Annotated in this window: 17 protein-coding genes; 10 read left to right on the forward strand and 7 right to left on the reverse strand. The window is 56.5% G+C overall.

The features are described from left to right. Positions 1–407 precede the first annotated feature (407 nt). A complete protein-coding gene (locus tag B7364_RS01740) occupies positions 408–578 on the reverse strand; it encodes a YdcH family protein (RefSeq protein WP_085338222.1) in 171 nt (56 codons plus the stop codon). A 100-nt stretch (positions 579–678) separates the two neighbouring features. Between B7364_RS01740 and B7364_RS01745 the strand changes: the two genes are divergently transcribed. Genes B7364_RS01745 through B7364_RS01755 form a run of 3 tightly spaced genes read left to right on the forward strand, consistent with a single transcriptional unit; the run spans position 679 to position 1,994 of the window. After that, positions 679–1,254, forward strand: coding sequence for a UbiX family flavin prenyltransferase (locus B7364_RS01745; RefSeq protein WP_085338223.1), 576 nt, complete (start codon positions 679–681; stop codon positions 1,252–1,254). Then, positions 1,238–1,729 (forward strand): TIGR02444 family protein, encoded by a 492-nt coding sequence (locus tag B7364_RS01750; protein WP_085338224.1) that lies wholly within the window; start codon positions 1,238–1,240, stop codon positions 1,727–1,729. Before B7364_RS01745 ends, B7364_RS01750 begins: the two co-directional genes overlap by 17 nt. A gap of 34 nt (positions 1,730–1,763) precedes the next feature. Continuing rightward, positions 1,764–1,994: a YdcH family protein gene (locus B7364_RS01755; RefSeq protein WP_085338225.1), complete on the forward strand. Its 231-nt coding sequence runs from the start codon at positions 1,764–1,766 to the stop codon at positions 1,992–1,994. 7 nt (positions 1,995–2,001) lie between these two features. Here the strand turns inward: B7364_RS01755 and B7364_RS01760 are convergent, their stop codons facing one another. The 6 genes from B7364_RS01760 to B7364_RS01785 all read right to left on the reverse strand — a co-directional run bounded on the left by B7364_RS01760 (position 2,002) and on the right by B7364_RS01785 (position 8,586). After that, positions 2,002–3,162, reverse strand: a complete 1,161-nt coding sequence (locus tag B7364_RS01760; protein WP_085338226.1) for an energy transducer TonB family protein — start codon at positions 3,160–3,162, stop codon at positions 2,002–2,004. Between the two features lie 107 nt (positions 3,163–3,269). Then, positions 3,270–4,172 (reverse strand): methionyl-tRNA formyltransferase, encoded by a 903-nt coding sequence (gene fmt, locus B7364_RS01765; protein ID WP_085338227.1) that lies wholly within the window; start codon positions 4,170–4,172, stop codon positions 3,270–3,272. Positions 4,173–4,212: 40 nt separating this feature from the next. Then, a complete protein-coding gene (gene def / locus B7364_RS01770; RefSeq protein ID WP_085338228.1) occupies positions 4,213–4,734 on the reverse strand; it encodes a peptide deformylase in 522 nt (173 codons plus the stop codon). A 64-nt stretch (positions 4,735–4,798) separates the two neighbouring features. Beyond that, the gene (locus B7364_RS01775; RefSeq protein WP_085338229.1) at positions 4,799–6,127 is read right to left on the reverse strand and encodes an aspartate aminotransferase family protein; all 1,329 of its coding nucleotides are present in this window, start codon (positions 6,125–6,127) and stop codon (positions 4,799–4,801) included. Between the two features lie 282 nt (positions 6,128–6,409). Then, the gene (locus B7364_RS01780; RefSeq protein ID WP_085338230.1) at positions 6,410–7,831 is read right to left on the reverse strand and encodes an AarF/UbiB family protein; all 1,422 of its coding nucleotides are present in this window, start codon (positions 7,829–7,831) and stop codon (positions 6,410–6,412) included. After that, on the reverse strand, positions 7,828–8,586 hold the full coding sequence (locus B7364_RS01785) for a class I SAM-dependent methyltransferase (protein WP_085338231.1): 759 nt from the start codon (positions 8,584–8,586) through the stop codon (positions 7,828–7,830). Before B7364_RS01785 ends, B7364_RS01780 begins: the two co-directional genes overlap by 4 nt. A gap of 550 nt (positions 8,587–9,136) precedes the next feature. On the opposite strand from B7364_RS01785, the gene mutM reads away from it, so the two are divergent. From mutM to gyrB, 7 genes are all read left to right on the forward strand, one after another. Then, entirely contained in the window at positions 9,137–10,012 is an 876-nt protein-coding gene (mutM, locus tag B7364_RS01790; protein WP_085338238.1) for a bifunctional DNA-formamidopyrimidine glycosylase/DNA-(apurinic or apyrimidinic site) lyase, read from the forward strand. Positions 10,013–10,052: 40 nt separating this feature from the next. Further along, positions 10,053–10,829 carry an enoyl-CoA hydratase gene (locus B7364_RS01795; RefSeq protein ID WP_085338232.1) on the forward strand — a complete coding sequence of 259 codons (777 nt, stop codon included), beginning with the start codon at positions 10,053–10,055 and terminating at the stop codon, positions 10,827–10,829. Between the two features lie 108 nt (positions 10,830–10,937). After that, entirely contained in the window at positions 10,938–11,210 is a 273-nt protein-coding gene (gene rpsT / locus B7364_RS01800) for a 30S ribosomal protein S20 (protein WP_085338233.1), read from the forward strand. Between the two features lie 623 nt (positions 11,211–11,833). Then, positions 11,834–13,270, forward strand: coding sequence for a chromosomal replication initiator protein DnaA (gene dnaA, locus B7364_RS01805; protein WP_085338234.1), 1,437 nt, complete (start codon positions 11,834–11,836; stop codon positions 13,268–13,270). A gap of 157 nt (positions 13,271–13,427) precedes the next feature. After that, positions 13,428–14,546, forward strand: coding sequence for a DNA polymerase III subunit beta (gene dnaN / locus B7364_RS01810; RefSeq protein WP_085338235.1), 1,119 nt, complete (start codon positions 13,428–13,430; stop codon positions 14,544–14,546). After that, positions 14,543–15,721, forward strand: coding sequence for a DNA replication/repair protein RecF (recF, locus tag B7364_RS01815; RefSeq protein ID WP_085338236.1), 1,179 nt, complete (start codon positions 14,543–14,545; stop codon positions 15,719–15,721). Before dnaN ends, recF begins: the two co-directional genes overlap by 4 nt. 17 nt (positions 15,722–15,738) lie before the next feature. Continuing rightward, positions 15,739–18,237 (forward strand): DNA topoisomerase (ATP-hydrolyzing) subunit B, encoded by a 2,499-nt coding sequence (gyrB, locus tag B7364_RS01820; protein WP_085338237.1) that lies wholly within the window; start codon positions 15,739–15,741, stop codon positions 18,235–18,237. Positions 18,238–18,700: the final 463 nt, after the last annotated feature.

Raw genomic sequence — 18,700 nt, forward strand, 5'->3', positions numbered from 1 at the left:
ATCGTTTTCGGGCGATTTGTCGCGTCAAGTCCAGATTTCCTCCGGTAATCTGCCGCCCTAGGTCCACCTCCTTTTTGAAAGGAGGTGGACCTAATTTCTTGATTTAACCGCGCAACTTGGTTCCAAAGAACCAAGCGCGCGTCAATGGCGCGAAGCGGACTTGACCCGTCAAATCGCCCGCGAACAATAACGTATGGCCTTTCGGGCAGGCACAGCCTGCGCCAAAGCCTTCTGGAGCAAAAGAATGATAAGCGATGGCATCCCGGACGGCGAAGCCGAGCCGAAACCTTTTGCTGCAAACTCGCGAGGTCCCTGCGCTTCACTGCGTTCGGGCAGGGATGACAGTGTTGGGAGGAAAGGGCGTGCAATAAAAAAGGGGCCCGATGGGGCCCCTGACTTGGGAGATGTCAGTGTCGTCGTCGCAAATTCTCAAGTTCTTCCTTGAGCCTAAGTTTCTGTCGTTTTAGAGCTGCAATCTGTGCGTCACTCGAGGCCAAGCTTTTCATTTCGTTTTGGATCGCTAAATCAAGCTTGGCGTGTTTATCGGACAATTCACGGATATGCGCTTCAATCGCCATGTGGCGGCCTCCTTTGCGTTCAGAGGCGTGTAGGGAAACACGTGATAAGGGAATCGCCAAGTACTTTTTCGTCTCAAGTCAAACAAGGTAATTCACGATCATGTCAAAGCGCTTGATTATAGGGATAAGTGGGGCTTCAGGTGCTGTTTATGGTGTCCGCGCCTTGGACATGCTGGCCGAGATGGGGGTTGAAACCCACCTTGTCCTGACCAAAGCAGCTGAATTGACCTTGGCTTCAGAAGGTCTGCCCAGTTCTACCGCCCTGAAGAGTCGCGCTTCTTATGTGCATAAGATTGCCGATGTTGGGGCGTCGATTGCCTCGGGCTCGTTCAAGACCGATGGCATGTTGATTGCCCCCTGCTCAGTCCGCACCATGGGAGAGATTGCAACCGGCGTGACCTCCAACCTGTTGACCCGTGCGGCTGACGTCCAATTGAAAGAGCGTCGTCGTGTTGTGTTGATGCTGCGCGAGACGCCCTATCATCTGGGCCATATTCGCACCATGGCCGCGATCACGGAGATGGGGGGCATTATCTTCCCGCCGGTACCCGCCTTTTATGCGCAATTAGACAGCCTTGACGCTGTCGTTACCCAATCGGTGGGCCGCGCACTCGACCTCTTGGGGTTTGAGGTTAAGGGCATCAAACGCTGGGGTGAAGATGTCGGCCCCGTGTAAGACCGAAAAGCTCAAATCTATCTGGGACTTTGCGCTGGCCTTTTATCGCCAAGAGGGGGTGGAGGCCGATTGCTTGGCCGCACAAGACACCTATGGGCTGGATGTGACCTTTTTGATTTTTGCCCTCTATCGTTCCCGGCTGGGTCAGGGGTTTGACGCGACCGCCACCCAGCGTTTGGCCCAACATCTCACCCGGCAATTGGTAGATCCCTTGCGCCGGCGGAGGCGGGCACTGAAGCGTGATCCCCAGACCGAGCCGCCCAGCTTGGTGGCTGCGACGCGGGCCCAACTTCTGGCTGCTGAATTAGCTTCGGAACAAACCATTTTGCAGACATTGCATTTAAGCGAAATTAAGGGGCAGCCTCTAAGTGGCTATGAAAGCCTGATCCAATGTGCACGCGCCGCCCAAGTCCCCCTTGACGCAGCGTTAGACGCATTGTTGAAGCGCCTCGCCCATGCTGGGCAATCGGTTTGACAATACTGGCACGCGCTCAGAATGAGGAAGCCTAATGGCAAGCGACTGGACATCCCCTTCCGAAGATGCCGACGCAGAACGCATTGAGGCCAAGATTCACGCGCTGCGGGAAGAACACCGCGCGCTAGACGGTGCCATCCAAGCCCTGCAAGAAACCGCGCCTTATGACCAAATCGGCATCATGCGCCTCAAGCGCCGCAAACTGGCCCTCAAGGACGAAATCGCCCATTGGGAAGACCAATTGACGCCCGATATTATTGCGTGAAGCCGCCTCAATACATGGTGAAGATCACCCTGATGTCGAAATCCTTCAGACACGTCGCGGGAGCATTGGGGGGTAGATCATATTTCCACGTTGATATGGCTTTCAGGCTGGCCTCTGAATAGCGCGCATCCGGGACCACGCCGATGACGCGCGGATTGAGCACATCGCCTGCTGGTGACAAATCAGTCTTAATATGGACACCGCCCAGATTGATGGAGAAACCACCGATTGGATTAGGCTCTATCTCTTCTGCCCCCTTTCGGCGTTTAAATTTTAAGTCACGACACTCCGGCAAAAATACTTCCAATTGTGCATATTCCTCTGGGGTAATTTCGCGCAATTTGTATCTGTCGCGCATGATATTCGTGCCAATTGTTGACCGGCTACCGCGACCCGCCTCATGCAAGCCTCGGATAACCAATTCCCAGGCACTCAACATGCCCCACATCGCATCATCGGGTCGGCGCATTTTGCCATAGGCCAGCCTTGCATCCACGGCATCGGAATAGGCAGACGGCACTTTGTCTATATCCGCTAACTTGGAGACGGCACGCGCCAGCAAAGTCAGAGCCCGGCGCGACTGATCATTCGGCAGCAAGCGATCCAATTCTGTGGCACTGCGGGCTGCCAATTCTGCGCCCCTTTTGCTTCGGCCCATGGTTGATAAGGTAATGGAGGCCTCAACCAAGGAATCCACAATCAAGGTGTCGCCCCATGAGCCCTCAATCGCTTGCGCGGCGCTATCCAATGCCTCTGCCTTCTGCCGCTTTTGCCCCACTGGAGCAGCCTGCAACTCAGCAAAGGCCAACAGAAACTGCGCTTCTGAGGCTTTATAGGCCTTGGCCCCAACATCGGCGAGTTCAACAGCGCGCTTGGCCGCGTCCATGCCTTGAGGAGCTTTACCGACCAACGCCAGCGACCAAGCGGCATTGAAAGCAAGCCCTGCTGTATTGGCATTTTTCGGCCCCCAAGCAGCCTCGGCATTCTTCCAAGCGGTTTGGGCGTGGACGGCGGCCTCAGCCAATTTGCCCTCGGCGACGGCTTGATCATAAGCGCGATAGGCCACCATGGGGTCGACGGTGGCGGGGGCGGTGTCTGCTAGGGCTGTCCCAACACTGAACGTCAGAAACGTGGCACCCAACAAAAGTCGTTGAATCTGCAAAACCATATCCACCCCCCAAACGCATCGACTAAACTTATCGGTACACACAGATCTATGTCACACAGCCTAGGTACGATTTTTGCCTCTTGCAACTTCTTTTGGAGAAAGGAAACTTAGGAGAAGACCGAACCAGAAGAGATCGGATTTCCACGCAGGAAATCAGGGGCGTCCAAGGCCCCTTTGCCTTCCCGCTGGACTTTCAGAAGTCGCAAGGCCCCCTGCCCGCAGGCAATCAGAAGGCGATCATCCAGCACTGTCCCCGGTGCGCCAGAACCTTCTTCTGCGCGACAGAGCAAGATTTTAGCTCGGGCGCCATCCGGCAAGAGACACCAAGCCCCGGGAAAAGGTGCGAAGGCACGGATCGCGCGGTCCAACACCTCGGCGGGCTTTGTCCACTCAATCTGGGTCTCGGCCCGGTCAATCTTGGCGGCATAGGTGATGCCCTCTTGGGCTTGCGGGATACAGGGCAAGGTGCCTGCAGCAATCTTCGGCAGGCTTTCAACCATCAGCGCCGCGCCAAGTTTGGCCAGTCGGTCATGCAGCGTACCGGTCGTGTCCTCAGGGGCAAGGGGCGTACGCGCCGTGGCATAAATCCTACCCGTGTCCAGACCAACTTCCATCGCCATGACCTGCACGCCGGTTTCTGCGTCCCCGGCTTCGATAGCGCGCTGTATAGGGGCCGCGCCGCGCCACCGCGGCAGGAGGGAGCCGTGTAGATTGAAGCAGCCCAATCGGGTCGCCTCCAACACCGCCTTTGGCAGGATCAGGCCATAGGCGACGACAATGGCGGCATCAGCCCGAAGGGCGGCGAACTCGGCTTGCGCCTCTGCGCTCTTAAGGCTGGCAGGCGTGCGCACCGGCAAGCCTTGGACCTCTGCCCAGGCATGTACGGCCGTGGGTCGCAGCGCTTTACCGCGTCCGGCGGGCTTGGGCGGCTGGGAATAGACACAGAGAATCTCATGGCCAGCTTCTACCAAAGCGGCCAAGGTCGGCACGGCAAATTCAGGTGAGCCCATGAAGATCAGGCGAAGGGGTGCAGGCAAAGTCACGGGGGGCCTACGCAGCCCGCTTAATCTTCTTAACTTTGGCCAAAGCGCGATCGCGGCGCAGGCGCGAAAGGTGGTCGATGAACAAAATACCTTCCAGATGGTCCATCTCATGCTGGATACAGGTGGCGAACATACCCTCCGCGTCTTCCTCCACCAGCTCATTGTCGCGGTTGAGATAGCGCAAACGGACCTTAGCAGGCCGCTCAACATCGTCGTAATATTCGGGGACCGAGAGACACCCCTCTTCATAAGGAGCCATTTCCTCGCTGCGCCAAATGATTTCAGGGTTCACAAAAAAACGCGGAGCGCGATGGTCTGGCGCATCGGCCTTGCCCCATTCAAGGTCCATCACAATCACGCGGACAGGCTCACCAATTTGGACAGCGGCCAAACCAATGCCTTTGGCTTCATACATACTGTCGAGCATGTCATCCATCAAAGCACGGATCGCATCATCCACAGCCGCAACAGGCTTGGAGATTTGCTTCAAAATCGGGTTCGGAACGGTGAGAATTGGGCGTGCGGTCATGTCGCTTAGGTATGAGCGGTCAGCGGAAAGGTCAAGTAAACGGAATGCGAGGGGTGTGGTGCGGCTAATCCACCGCGTGCAAGGCCTCACCAATCGTATCGACCAGGCGGTCAATATGGCTTTGTTCAATGATCAGCGGCGGCGACAAGGCGATAATATCCCCCGTAACGCGGATCAGGGCACCAGCCTCATAGGCTTTGATGAAGACATCATAGCCGCGCGCGCCGACCACGCCATCGCGCGCTTGAAGCTCAATCCCGCCGATCAGACCAAGATTGCGAATATCCACGACATGGGGCGCACCTTTGAGTTCATGCAAGCGCTTCTGCCAATAGGGGGCAATCTCGGCTGCACGCGTCATCAAGCCCTCGCGCTCCATAATGTCCATGGTGGCAAGGCCAGCGGCACAGGCGGCCGGATGGCCAGAACATGTATAGCCGTGGAAGAGCTCAATCAAATTCTCTGGACCCGTCATATAAGCATCATGGACTTCGCGGCGGGCAAACACAGCCCCCATTGGCAATGCCCCATTATTAATGCCCTTGGCCGTACAAATCAGGTCTGGCCGAACCCCCAAAGCTTGGGTAGCAAATGGCTTGCCCAAACGGCCATAGCCGGTAATGACCTCGTCAAAAATCAAGAGGCAGCCGACGCGATCGCATGCCGCGCGCAATTCTTCCAGATACCCCACAGGCGGAATCAAGACGCCGGTGGAGCCTGCAACCGGCTCTACAATCACCGCAGCAATCGTCTCAGGACCATGCAGAGCCGTGATCCGGTCGAGTTCCTTGGCCAAATGCGCGCCTTGGGGTGGCTGGCCTTGGGCAAAGACGTTTTCGGCCAAGCCATGCGTGTGGGGCAAATGGTCTACGCCAGGCAGGCCCGGACCAAAAACGCGGCGATTGGTCACAATGCCACCGACCGAAATACCGCCAAAATTGGTGCCATGATAGCCCCGCTCGCGGCCAATCAAGCGCGCGCGGCGATGGTCGCCGCGGGCATAATGATAGCCCAAAGCAATCTTGAGCGCCGTTTCGACACTTTCAGAACCCGAATTGGTAAAAAAGACCCGGTCAAATCCTTCTGGCGCAATAGTGGCCAAGCGCTCCGCAAATTCAAAGGCTATGGGATGGCCCATTTGGAAAGTCGGCGCATAATCCAACGTCGCCATTTGGCGGGCCACCGCGTCGACGATTTCTTGCCGCCCATGCCCGGCATTGACTGTCCACAGACCCGCCGTCCCGTCGAGGATCTCACGGTCATCGTGGCTTCGATAGAACATGCCAGAGGCAGACACCAAGAGGCGAGGCCCTGCTTTAAAGCGGCGATTGGCCGTAAAGGGCATCCAGAAGGCATCAGTTGCGGGGGCATTAGATGGCGCAGATTTTGTCATAACAAAATGCTAGACTGCACACGCAGATCAATCAAGCCTGAAGATAGGATTGGCCCGATTGCGCAATTAAGCTCTTGGCGGCTGCAGAGGCAGGCCCGGCGTCAATGCTGGAATAACGAGAGTGTTCTGAGCAGCGAGCTTGGCCTCCCCTGCAAAGCAGGCGAGGTGGCAGCGAACCTGACTGAGGGGCGGCGGCGGACCGCACGCTGTGAGGATGGATTGAAGACCCTCCGCCAGCCGGCTGTGCAGGGAAGGACGAATAAGGGTCGGGAAGACGCCTTCTTACCGCTTGGCTTGCTCAGCCCGTTCTACCAGCTTTTCGATACGAGCGACCAATTGGGGCAACTTGCGGGCTGTGGCGAGCGCATTGGAAACATCGGCAAACATTTGGCGGGTCACCCCTTCCGGGCCAAGTTCGGTCTGCATAAAGCGTTCCACCACGGGGCGGGAAGCTTCCCAAATATCGTGATCGGGGTCGATGTTGCGGGCGACACCTTCCACCTGCACCATCGTCTTCTGCAACAACACCAGTTCGGGGCGCATATGCATGCCAAATTGCTCGGTCACGTCGAACAATTGCGTCAACACCCGGCCCATAGAGACTTCGCGCGCTGGCCTGCCCCAGATCGGCTCGCCAACCGACCGCAAGGCATGGGCAAACTCGCCCTCATCATGATGGGAAGGCACATAGCCCGCTTCGATATGGACTGCCGCTGCACGGCGGTAATCGCGCCGCAAGAAGGCATAGAGGATTTCAGCCAAATAGCGACGTTCAGCCATGCCTATCCGGCCCATAATACCAAAGTCGACCGCCCAGAGCGCCCCATCCGTACCCAGAATGAGGTTGCCTTCATGCATGTCAGCATGAAACACGCCATGGTCCAAAGCAGCCGCGAGAAAGCCGCAGGTCACGGCATTGGCAAGCCGTGCCCGATCTGCCCCCTCCAAAGCTCCAGGCTTCGTCAGAGGGATGCCCTCAACCCACGACGTGGTGAGGACACGACGAGCCGTACGCTCCCAATCAATGCTGGGCACCTTCAAATAGCCATCTGCAGCTACAATTTCGCAAAAGGCATCGCCGGCACCTGCCTCACGGCGCAGGTCGAGCTCTTTTTCAAGGGCGGTACGAATGGTGGCAACAAAGGCAACAGGCTCGAGGCGGCGGGCGGCAGGAACAAGGACTTGTATCAGCTTGGCGGCCAGCGCCATCGCTTTGCCCTCAGCGGCGATTTCCTTCTCAATGCCGGGCCGCAACAATTTGACGGCCATTTTACGACCATCCGGCAGAGTCATCTGATGGACTTGCGCGACCGAGGCGGCGGCAATGACAGGTCCCAAATCTGGGAACAAGGCCGCGCGCTTTTCGCCAAAGGCGGCATCGAGGCTATGGAGCGCGATGGAGAGAGAAAATGGCTCCAGCCGATCCTTCAGGCGCGACAGCCCTTCGGCCGCTTTATCGCCGACGATGTCGGGACGTGTCGCCAAAAGTTGGCCAAACTTGATCCAAGCAGGGCCAAGCTTCTCCAAAGCGGTCGCCATACGCACACCCGGATCGCCGCTAATATGGCGCGAACCCAAACGCAGCACACGCCCCACCACACGGGCGGGCATGGGCAACAATTCATAATATTCTCGCGGCAGGATCGCGTCATAGCGCCCCAAAGTCCAAGCGGCCCGCATCAACCGCATGAGCGCGTCAATCACACCTTCCAGCCCCCATGCAAAGCGGTAATGCCGCCGGAGAAATTGGTGTAATCAACACGCTTGAAACCCGCGTCGCGGATCATGGCTGCAAAGGTTTCTTGGTCTGGGAAACGGCGAATACTTTCAACCAAATATTGATAGGGCTCAGCATCCCCTGTCACAGCCTTGCCAATAGGCGGGATCGCCTTGAACGACCATGCATCATAGAAAGCTTCCAGCGCGCCGGTTGTCGGTTTGGAAAACTCAAGACAGTAAAAGCGACCACCGGGCTTCAGCACGCGATAAGCTTCGCGCAGGGCCTTGGGAATATCGGTTACATTGCGAATACCATAAGAGATCACATAACCGTCGGCAGAATTTTCGGGGAATGGCAAGGCTTCAGCATCGCCCACCGCCCAGCCAAGCCCATCCAAACCGCGCTCTCGTCCTGCAGCAATCATCTCAGCATTGATGTCGACAACAATGATTTCAGAAGGCGGACCACCTGAGCGGGCCCGCGCGGCATCGGCCAAGGCCTTAAAGCGTCGCGCCAAGTCACCCGTTCCCCCTGCCAGATCTAAAATGCGTTCACCCGGGCGCGGGTTCAATCGCGCCGCCACAGCATCCTTCCAAGCGCGGTGCATGCCCGCACTCATCAGGTCATTCATCAGGTCATAGCGACTTGCAACGGCGTCAAACACGCCGCGCACGCGGGAGGCTTTCTCATGTGCAGGCACATCTTGAAAGCCAAAGGAAGCAGTCTTGGAGTCAGTCATAAGGCCCTTTAGCGCCCTGAATGCTTGGCGACTAGTCCACCATCAATCTGAGACGCTTCATCATAGGTCACATAGTCAAAGTGCAAGATAGCGCTCTTTGCCTGATTGATAAGGGTTTCAGCGTCAATCTTACCATATTCCTTGGTGGGAACACATTCTGCTTCATTTCGATTGGCAACGCGCTAGCGTTTATACCCTACATCCGGAAACTCATGCTATGGTGTCACCATCCTTGGATCGCCTTTGGGATAAGCCTCTTGCCGCATCTGCATGGTACCCCTGCTGTTGCATGAGGATCCTTCAATGAATCCGCCGTGGGATGCGACAACCAAAAACCAACAACCTCGCCGCCATCCTGAAGGCCTGTTTCCCAGCCCTGGTTAGACCAAACTGTATGCTCGAACTCAATGGAAGCCTGATCTCCGTGTTCTGCAGGAAAAAACTTTCTGATGGCTCACCACGCAAGCTGATTGAGTTCATCATCGCTAAGTCGTAGAGCTGATCTCATGACCCATGGCTAGCACAAAACGTGTGAATGCGCGAAAAGAAGATGCCTGAATTACCCGAAGTCGAAACTGTGAGACGGGGCCTCGAGCCCACCTTGAAGGGCCAAACGCTTGTGCGCGTGGAAGCCCGGCGGCCAGACCTACGCTTTGCTTTTCCACCCCGTTTCGTCGAGCGTCTTGAGGGCGCTCGCGTGACCAGCCTTGATCGGCGCGCGAAATATTTGATTGCCTATCTAAACACAGACGAGGCCCTGATTATGCATTTGGGGATGTCGGGGCGTTTCTCGATTGTGGATGAGCGCGGAGTCTTGGCTTTTGATGATTATGCGTATGACACCGGGGCAGATCCTAAACATGATCACGTGGTGCTGCACGTCGGGAGTGGCGCAAAAGTCATTTATAACGATCCCCGTCGGTTTGGCTTTATGGATATTGTATCCACCAGCACGCTTGAGCAATCCAAGCATTTCGCAAACATGGGGCCAGAACCCTTAGGCAATCACTTTTCGGCCGAGCATTTGGCTCAAGCCTTAGCTACGAAGAAGACCCCGATTAAATCTGCTCTACTGGACCAAAGCAATGTTGCGGGCTTAGGCAATATTTATGTGTGTGAAGCGTTGTTTCGCGCCCATATCAGCCCCATGCGCTTGTCCAATCAGCTGACACCCCCAGAAATCCGCGCCTTAACAGAGGCCATCCGAGCGGTTTTGATCGAAGCCGTAGAAGCCGGTGGATCAACGCTGAAGGATTTTGCCGCAGCAGATGGCTCATTGGGTGGTTTTCAAGAAAGGTTCGACGTATATGGCCGCGAAGGGCTGCCCTGCCCACGCAGCCCGGTCGACGGCACGCGACATGAGCCGATACAAAGGACTGTTCAGTCGGGGCGATCCAGCTTTTTTTGCCCAACTTGTCAGACCTAATGCCAACCCCCGTATGCTAATCGGTGAGAGGAATTAATCCATGGACTTTGAAACCATACTTTTAAACGTCGCCGACGGGGTTGCGACAATTACCCTAAACCGTCCGGAAGCGCTCAACGCCTTCAATCAACAACTGATGAATGAGCTGACAGCTTGTCTCGATGCTGTTGAGGCCCGCGATGATGTGGGTGCGATCATCATCACAGGATCGGCTAAGGCTTTTGCTGCAGGTGCGGACATCAAAGAAATGGCAACCAAGACATTTGCGGATGTTTATGGACAAGACTTTATTACCGCCAATTGGGAGCGCGTAGCTCGGTGCCGGAAGCCAACTATTGCGGCCGTAGCGGGTTTTGCTTTGGGCGGTGGATGCGAGCTTGCCATGATGTGCGACATGATCCTTGCCGCCGATACGGCCAAATTTGGTCAACCCGAAATCAAACTTGGTGTTATTCCAGGGGCTGGCGGCACCCAGCGTTTTGCGCGCGCGGCAGGCAAGGCCAAGGCGATGGATATGATCTTAACGGGTCGCATGATGGATGCCGTGGAGGCCGAGCGTTGCGGCATTGTGGCCCGCATTGTGCCGGCAGACACGCTGTTGGATGAAGCCCATAAAGTGGCCAAAACCATCGCAAGTTTTGGCAAACTGGCCGTCATGGCAGCCAAAGAAGCCGTTGACCGCGCCTTTGAAACGCCCTTAAGCGAAGGCGTGCGCTTCGAGCGCCGGATCTTCCATGGATTGTTTGGTACGCAAGACCAAAAGGAGGGAATGGCCGCCTTCAGCGAAAAGCGCCCTGCGCAATTTATAGGTCGCTGATGAAACACACGCAATATTGCTTGACCTTTGGCCCCTGTTTCGGCATACACCGCCCCCTCTTGGGTAGCCACGTGGCTACCTCTTTCACACGTTAAATCGGATTAAACGATGGCCAATACGCCTTCGGCCAAAAAAATGGCCCGCAAGATCGTGCGCCGCACGCTGGTAAACACCGCCCGTCGCTCGCGCATGCGCACCTTTATCCGCAAAGTCGAAGAAGCGATTGCTTCGGGTGACGGCGCAGCAGCTACCGCAGCCCTGCGTGTTGCGGAACCAGAAATCATGCGCGCTGTTTCCAAAGGTGTTGTCCATCACAACACCGCCTCTCGCAAAGTTTCGCGTTTGGCCCAGCGCGTGAAGGCAGTCGCCCGTCCAGCTTAATTGGTTGGTTGTGAACTGCACGCACCTAGGCTGTGAGACCGGATTGCTCAATCGCTTGGTCGTGCATGCATGACTTGTTTCAGACGCTAAACCGCCGAGTGTGGATGCCTCATCTTTAGGCATATGAAACCGAGCGGTACACGGAACGTCCGTATTATCAATTGATCAGCCGCATACGCTTGTATGCGGCTGTTTGTGTTTATAAGGTTTATTTGGTTTTGCGTCGTTTAAAATTTCAAAAATAATTGTTTTTATTGTGTTTTTATAGAATAATTGTCCGATGAATTTTATCCACAGGGTTGTTTAGCTTCACGGATTTGTTAGCCGCTGCATAAGCCCCACTGATTATTGGGAATCTTCACCTGTCAAGCGAATCAGGTGGCCTCGACACAGAAAAAACAGATGTCAAACGCATGAAAATGCTGTTGCGTACCGGCGCTGTGTAGGCTTTAGTTTAACCACGACGTCGGTCCATTTGCTTCTTGCAGGGATGACGTTTTGCCCAGTCTTGGACCTTTTCTTGAGAATAACGCCGATCGGCGAACGAGGAAGTGTGTCTGGGTCGCGGGGGCATCTTTGGGGGTTGTCCTTCTGGACGTATTAATTGCGGGGTGGTTCGTAAAATGGTCTATGGGGTGCATACTAGCGTTTCGGCGACACCGGGTTTAGCCAACCTGTCATCAGATCCGGAGCTGTCGACAGCTCGGGGTTTGTGGGCAACGGCCTTACCCCGACTACGCGGAGAGCTGGGTTCTGATGCATTCCGGGCCTGGATTGAACCTCTGCGCTTGATCGCGATTGATGGCGCGTCTGTGACCTTTGGTGCACCGAATGGCTATGCTGTCGCACGCTTAACCACCGATTATCTGCATCGTCTTCAAGCTCGCTGGTCTTCGCTTGATCCAGCTGGGCGTCGCGTCCGTTTAGTCGTAGCCGACACCGACATTCTCGCTCAAGAAGAGCCCCCATGCGAGAACGAGCTAGAGCTTGTCCGGGAGCTCGCAGGGACCGAAGTCGCGCCGGACCCTGTTGAATTGTCTGGATCTGCCAAGACCTTTGCCAATTATGAGGTTGGGGAGGCTAATCGCGTTGCTGTTGCTATTGCCCGTGGCTTGGCTGAGGGCCCCGGCACGGGTGACCTCGTCTTCTTCCATGGATTGCATGGTGTGGGCAAAACCCATCTTTTGGAAGCCATCACCGCACGTTTGCGCGAGACCGCCCCCAAAAAGCGGGTTCTGCTGCTAACAGCTCAGCGCTTCTTGAATGAGTTTCAGTCGGCCTTGCGTGATCGCGAGACTGGGCCATTTAAGGCGGCTCTGCGCGGCGCGGATGTCCTTCTAATCGATGACTTGCAGCTCATTTGCGGTAAGTCAGCTACCCAAGACGAATTTTTTCAGACTTTGGACGACCTGATTTCCAGAGGCCGCACGGTTGTTTGCACAGCCGATGTTGCGATTGACGGCCTGCAAGGGCTCAACAGTCGGATGCGATGCGTGTTGCAAGGCGGGTTCACAGCAAAGATCAATGAACCCGACTTTGAATTGCGCCGCGCTATTGCCAAGCGCAAAACAAGCGAGCTCAATGCACGTCGGGGTGGATTTGTGTTGCCTGACGAGGCGATTGATCTGATTGCAGCGCGCATTACCGGAACTGGGCGTGCCGTTGAGGGAGCCATCAAGCAAGTGTTTGCGGCTTCTGCTCTGATTGGCCGGGAGGCAAGTATGGAAGTTGTTGTTGAAGCGTTATCGGGCAATTGGAGCCCCCCAGAGAAATCTGTGCCGGTCGAGACGATTAAGCGTCGCGTTGCAGCCTTCTATGATATGACTTTGGAAGATTTAGTGTCGCAACGCCGTCACCGGGCGGTGGCGCGTCCCCGGCAGGTAGCGATGTATTTCTGCAAACGCCTCACGCGCCGTTCATTCCCAGACATTGGTCAACGGTTTGGTGGTCGTGATCATACGACCGTCATGCATGCGGTGAAGCGGATCGAGGAATTGGCAGCCCAAGATGTGACCTTTGCAGCCGAATTGCAGGAAATTGGCCGTAAGATCACCGAATAACGCCTAAAGTGATTGCGCAAGACGGTAGATATCGGGCAAAATGAATCTTCAACTTGGCTAGAATCAAAACGGTTCTGCCTGCCCGTGGCGTTTGTAGCCCGCGGATAGAGTGCCAAGTGCCATTGACTGAAGATTTTCTCGGGGAGCGGGTTCGGGTATGCGTCTAACGATCGAACGTGGAGCGCTTTTGAAAGCTCTGGGCCATGTGCAAAGTGTCGTCGAACGGCGCAATACTATCCCCATTTTATCAAACGTCCTCATTGAGGCCCGCGATGGTAGTGTGACCTTTGCGGCGACAGACCTTGATATCGAAATCGTCGATGGCGCAGAGGCTGATGTAGAGCGGCAGGGCGCGATTACGGTACCAGCCCACCTCCTCTACGAAATCGTCCGCAAATTGCCTGACGGCTCGCAAGTCCGCCTCGATTTGTCGCCAGACGACCCGCGTGTGACCATTACGGCCGGACGTGGTCGCTATCATCTACCCGTACTTGCTGCAGGTGACTTCCCGGCCATGTCGAGCGGCAGCTTTGACTCTCGCTTTACCTTAGAGCGGTCGGCCTTAGCCCGCCTAATCGACCGTACGCGCTTTGCCATTTCGACCGAAGAGACCCGCTATTACTTGAATGGCGTTTATCTGCACTCGGCCACCGGCGATTCTGGGCCCGCTTTGCGTGCGGTTGCCACCGATGGTCACCGCTTGGCACTAGCCGACTACCCCCAGCCTGAAGGGGCAACAGCCGTTCGTGGCGTCATCATTCCGCGCAAGACCATACAAGAGTTACGGCGTTTGTTAGACGATGCAGCCGACGACGTAGAAATTGCCGTTTCCGATGCCAAAATCCAGTTTTCATTTGGACGCACCACGCTGACCTCAAAGTTGATCGACGGCACTTTCCCGGATTATACGCGCGTTATTCCCAAGGGAAATTCGCGGATTATGACCGTCCGCAACGATGAGTTTTCGCGTGCCGTCGACCGTGTCGCGACCATGGCGGCAGAGCGGTCACGTTCCATCAAGCTGACCATCAGCGATGCCAAAGTGGTCTTGGCCGTCAACAGCCCGGAAACCGGGGCAGCGACGGAAGAAGTCGAAGCCGATTATAGCGCCGATACGATGGAGATCGGCTTTAACGCCAAATATCTCTTGGATATCGCAGGCCAAATTGGCACAGGCGAAGCACGCTTTGAGTTTGCTGACGCCGCCTCTCCGACATTGGTGCGCGACGGCAATGATCCCAATGCGCTGTTTGTGCTGATGCCGCTGCGCGTGTGACGACTGCCCCCTCAGCTGCCCCGCGCGCCTTTGTGCGGCGGCTCAATTTAACCCAATTCAGGAACCACCCGCGCCTCGATCTTGAGACGGGCGATGGGCCCGTTTGCCTGTTCGGCCCCAATGGTGCGGGCAAGACCAATATTCTCGAAGCCCTGTCACTTCTAGGCCCGGGTCGGGGCTTGCGCGGGGCCGACCTCGACGAAATGGCTCGACAAGGCCCAGATGGCGGCCCATTTGCTGTTACAGGCCTCATCCAATTAGGCGATGATGCACGTCGTGTCGGCGTTGGCCTAGAACGCACCGCCACTGGCCAGCGCCGTGTGGCCCGTATTGACGGCAAGGACGCGGGTCCGAAGGATCTGGCAGAGACGGTGCGGCTCCTCTGGCTAACCCCCGCCTATGATCGCCTCTTTGCAGGCCCAGCTGGCGAGAGGCGCAAATTCCTCGACCGCTTGGTGTTCGCGGTAGCTCCCGAGCATGCCCAGCAGGCCAGCCAGTTTGAAAAGGCCCTGCGTGAGCGCACCCGCCTCTTGGAGGAGTCAAGGCCCGACACGCGTTGGCTCAGCATCGTTGAAGCGGAGGCCGCCGCCGCAGCCGTAGCCCTGGGCTTAGCGCGCCTTGAAGCCGTCGATGCCTTACAGAGCGAAATTGCCCAGCGACCCGATGGTGCCTTCCCAAAAGCTATGCTGGCGCTTGAAGGCGGCTTTGAGACGGGCCTTCGACAAGCACGCCATGCGGCAGATGCTGAGGCCAATTATGCCCGCTTGTTACATGATTGTCGGGCCCGTGATTCGGCGGCGGGGCGGGCACTCGATGGGCCACATCGTTCGGATTTGACTGCGATCCATACCCCCTCTGGCATGCCTGCCCAAAAATGCTCAACAGGAGAACAGAAAGCCCTTGTAGTTACACTGATTTTAGCCCAAGCGCGTCGGATTGCCTCTGGCCTGCCAACGGCAAAAAGTGCGGGCTTTTCTGGGCCGAATCCGCTAGTCTTATTGGACGAAGCCGCAGCCCATTTTGACCCTGCCCGACGCGCCGCACTCTGTGAGGAACTCTTGGCGCTTCCGGGGCAATCTTGGCTAACCGGCACGGACCAGAATCTGTTTGAGGACTTTGGTTCGCGCGCAACCCTATTTGAAGTTTCGCCGGGTTCTGTCCGGCTGATGCAGTGAAAGAAATGTGACGCCACATGAGCGATCTTCCCAGCCAAAACGAGCCAGAAGCCAAGCCAGCCGCACCAGAAGTTGAAGATAATCGCGTCTTTGATGCCGAAGGCTTTGACGAGAACGGTCGGGACGCCAATGGCCAAGCCTCCTATGGCGCAGATTCCATCAAAGTCCTGAAAGGCCTCGATGCGGTGCGCAAACGCCCTGGCATGTATATTGGCGATACCGATGACGGCTCGGGCCTGCATCACATGGTCTATGAAGTGGTCGATAATGCGATTGACGAAGCCCTCGCCGGACATGCAACCATTTGTAATGTAACACTTTATCCCGATGGCTCTGCCGAAGTGGAAGATGATGGACGCGGCATTCCAACCGACATTCACAGCGAAGAGGGTGTCTCGGCCGCCGAAGTCATCATGACCCAATTGCATGCAGGGGGAAAGTTCGACCAGAATTCCTACAAGGTCTCTGGCGGTCTGCACGGGGTGGGCGTGTCGGTCGTCAATGCCTTGTCGGACCTGTTGGAGCTGACGATTTTCCGCAATGGGTTTGAGCACACGATGAGTTTTGAGCTGGGTGAAGCCAAAGCGCCTTTGCGGCTTGTTGGCCCCGTTGAAGCCGGGAAAAAGGGCACGCGCGTTCGTTTCTGGCCCTCGCCGACGATTTTCACCATGGTGGAGTTTGACCGGAAAACCTTGGAACATCGCCTGCGCGAATTGGCCTTCCTCAATTCCGGCGTCACGGTTCGATTCCGCGATTTGCGCGGGCCAGAGCCCTATGAAGAAGTCATGCGCTATGATGGCGGGGTTGAAGCTTTCGTCCAACATATTGACCGCAACCGCATCAGCGTCACTGAAAAGCCGATCTTTGTGAAGGGCGAGAAGGACGGCATCGTGGTTGAAGCCGCACTGCAATGGAATGACAGCTATCACGAGAATATGCTGTGCTTTACCAATAACATCCCGCAGCGCGATGGCGGCACCCATTTGGCAGGCTTCCGTGGTGCGCTTACCCGCGTCATCAATGCCTATGGGGAAAAGTCTGGCATTTCTAAGCGCGAAAAGGTCGATATTACAGGCGATGATGCCCGCGAAGGGCTGACCTGCGTGTTGTCCATCAAAGTCCCAGATCCAAAATTCTCCAGCCAAACCAAGGATAAGCTCGTCTCGTCTGAAGTCCGCCCAGCAGTTGAAAATACCGTTGGCGAAACCTTGGCCGAATGGTTTGAGGAAAACCCAAGCCTCGCCAAGACCGTGATGGCCAAGATCGTGGAAGCTGCGGCTGCCCGCGAGGCGGCCAAAAAGGCACGCGAATTGACCCGCCGCAAAAGCGCGCTCGACATTGCGTCCCTGCCCGGCAAATTGGCCGATTGCCAAGAGCGAGACCCCGCGAAATCCGAACTCTTCATCGTCGAGGGTGACTCGGCAGGTGGTTCGGCCAAACAAGGCCGTGATCGTGGTTTCCAAGCGGTTCTGCCCTTGCGCGGTAAGATTTTGAATGTGGAACGGGCGCGCTTTGACAAAATGTTGTCGAGCCAGGAAATCGGCACCTTGATCACCGCTCTGGGCACCGGCATTGGCCGCGATGACTTCAATCCAGACAAATTGCGTTACCACAAGATCGTCATCATGACCGACGCAGACGTCGACGGGGCCCACATCCGCACCCTCTTGTTGACCTTCTTCTACCGCCAAATGCCTGAATTGATTGAGCGCGGGCATTTGTTCATCGCCCAGCCGCCTTTGTACAAAGCGTCGAAAGGCCGGTCGGAGCGTTATTTGAAGGATGATGCGGCACTGGAAGCCTATCTGATTGAAGAAGGCACCACCGACGCGATCTTGACTTTGGCCAGCGGCGAGGCCCGGCTTGGACCGGATCTGGTTGCAACCGTCAAGGAAGCTGAAGGATTTGAAGGCTCGGTCCGTCGCCTGGCAACCCGCTTCCCCGCTTTTGCGATTGAACAAGCCGCCCTTGCGGGTGCTTTGGTGCTTGGGGCCAGCCAAGAGGCCGCAAACCGTTTGGCCGTGCGTTTGAATGAACTGGCCGATGAGGGCGAAGATACATGGACCGTCAAAATTGATGCTTCGGGCTTGGAGATGACACGCGAAGTGCGTGGTGTGGCCGAGACCATCAAGCTCGACCAAAATGTGCTTGGCTCTTCCGATGCGCGTCGATTGGCAGAGCGCGCAGCCGCGATGGCGGGGGCCTATGATGGCTTGGCGAAGATAAAGCGGCGCGAAGTCGAAACAGAAATTCATGGTCCATTGGCTTTGCTAGAGGCCGTCCGTGCGGCAGGTCGTAAAGGCATCACCATCCAGCGCTATAAGGGCTTGGGTGAGATGAATGCCGAACAATTGTGGGAAACCACTCTGGATAAAGAGGCCCGCTCCCTTCTGCGTGTGTTTGTCGACCATGCGGACACAGCCGATGGCATGTTCACCCGTCTAATGGGCGACATTGTCGAGCCCCGGCGCGAATTCATCCAAGAATTTGCCCTCGAAGCCGAAGTCGACGTCTAATCACGGCTATGTCTTCTCCGCCGAAATAAAGTGGAGCGCGGGGGCCGTGTGAGAGCTCTCCGGCACGAGGTCGAGAGCGAGGACATTGTGGGCCGCGAGGGATGCCATCGCTTCTCGTTCTTTTGTTCTAGAAGGCTTTGGTGCAGGCCCTGCCTGCCCCAACGGCCAAATTCGAGTGTTCGCGGGCGAATTGGTGGACCAAGGGGATCACCAAAACGCGTCCAGATAAAAAACCTAACCAAAACCACCGTCATCCCCGCCGAAGCGAAGCGCAGAGCGGGGACCTCCTTACGCTTTTGCGCCACAAGGTCCCGGATCGGCTAAAGCCGTCCGGGATGACAGCGTAAAGGGGGGGCCTCACACCAGCACCAGCACCTTTTGCCCCGNAAAGGGGGGGCCTCACACCAGCACCAGCACCTTTTGCCCCGCGTGGGAAACCACCGGGGGTGCACCTGAAGGAGGG

Origin of the sequence: Aquidulcibacter paucihalophilus (assembly GCF_002105465.1) — a bacterium.
Taxonomy (GTDB): domain Bacteria; phylum Pseudomonadota; class Alphaproteobacteria; order Caulobacterales; family Aquidulcibacteraceae; genus Aquidulcibacter; species Aquidulcibacter paucihalophilus.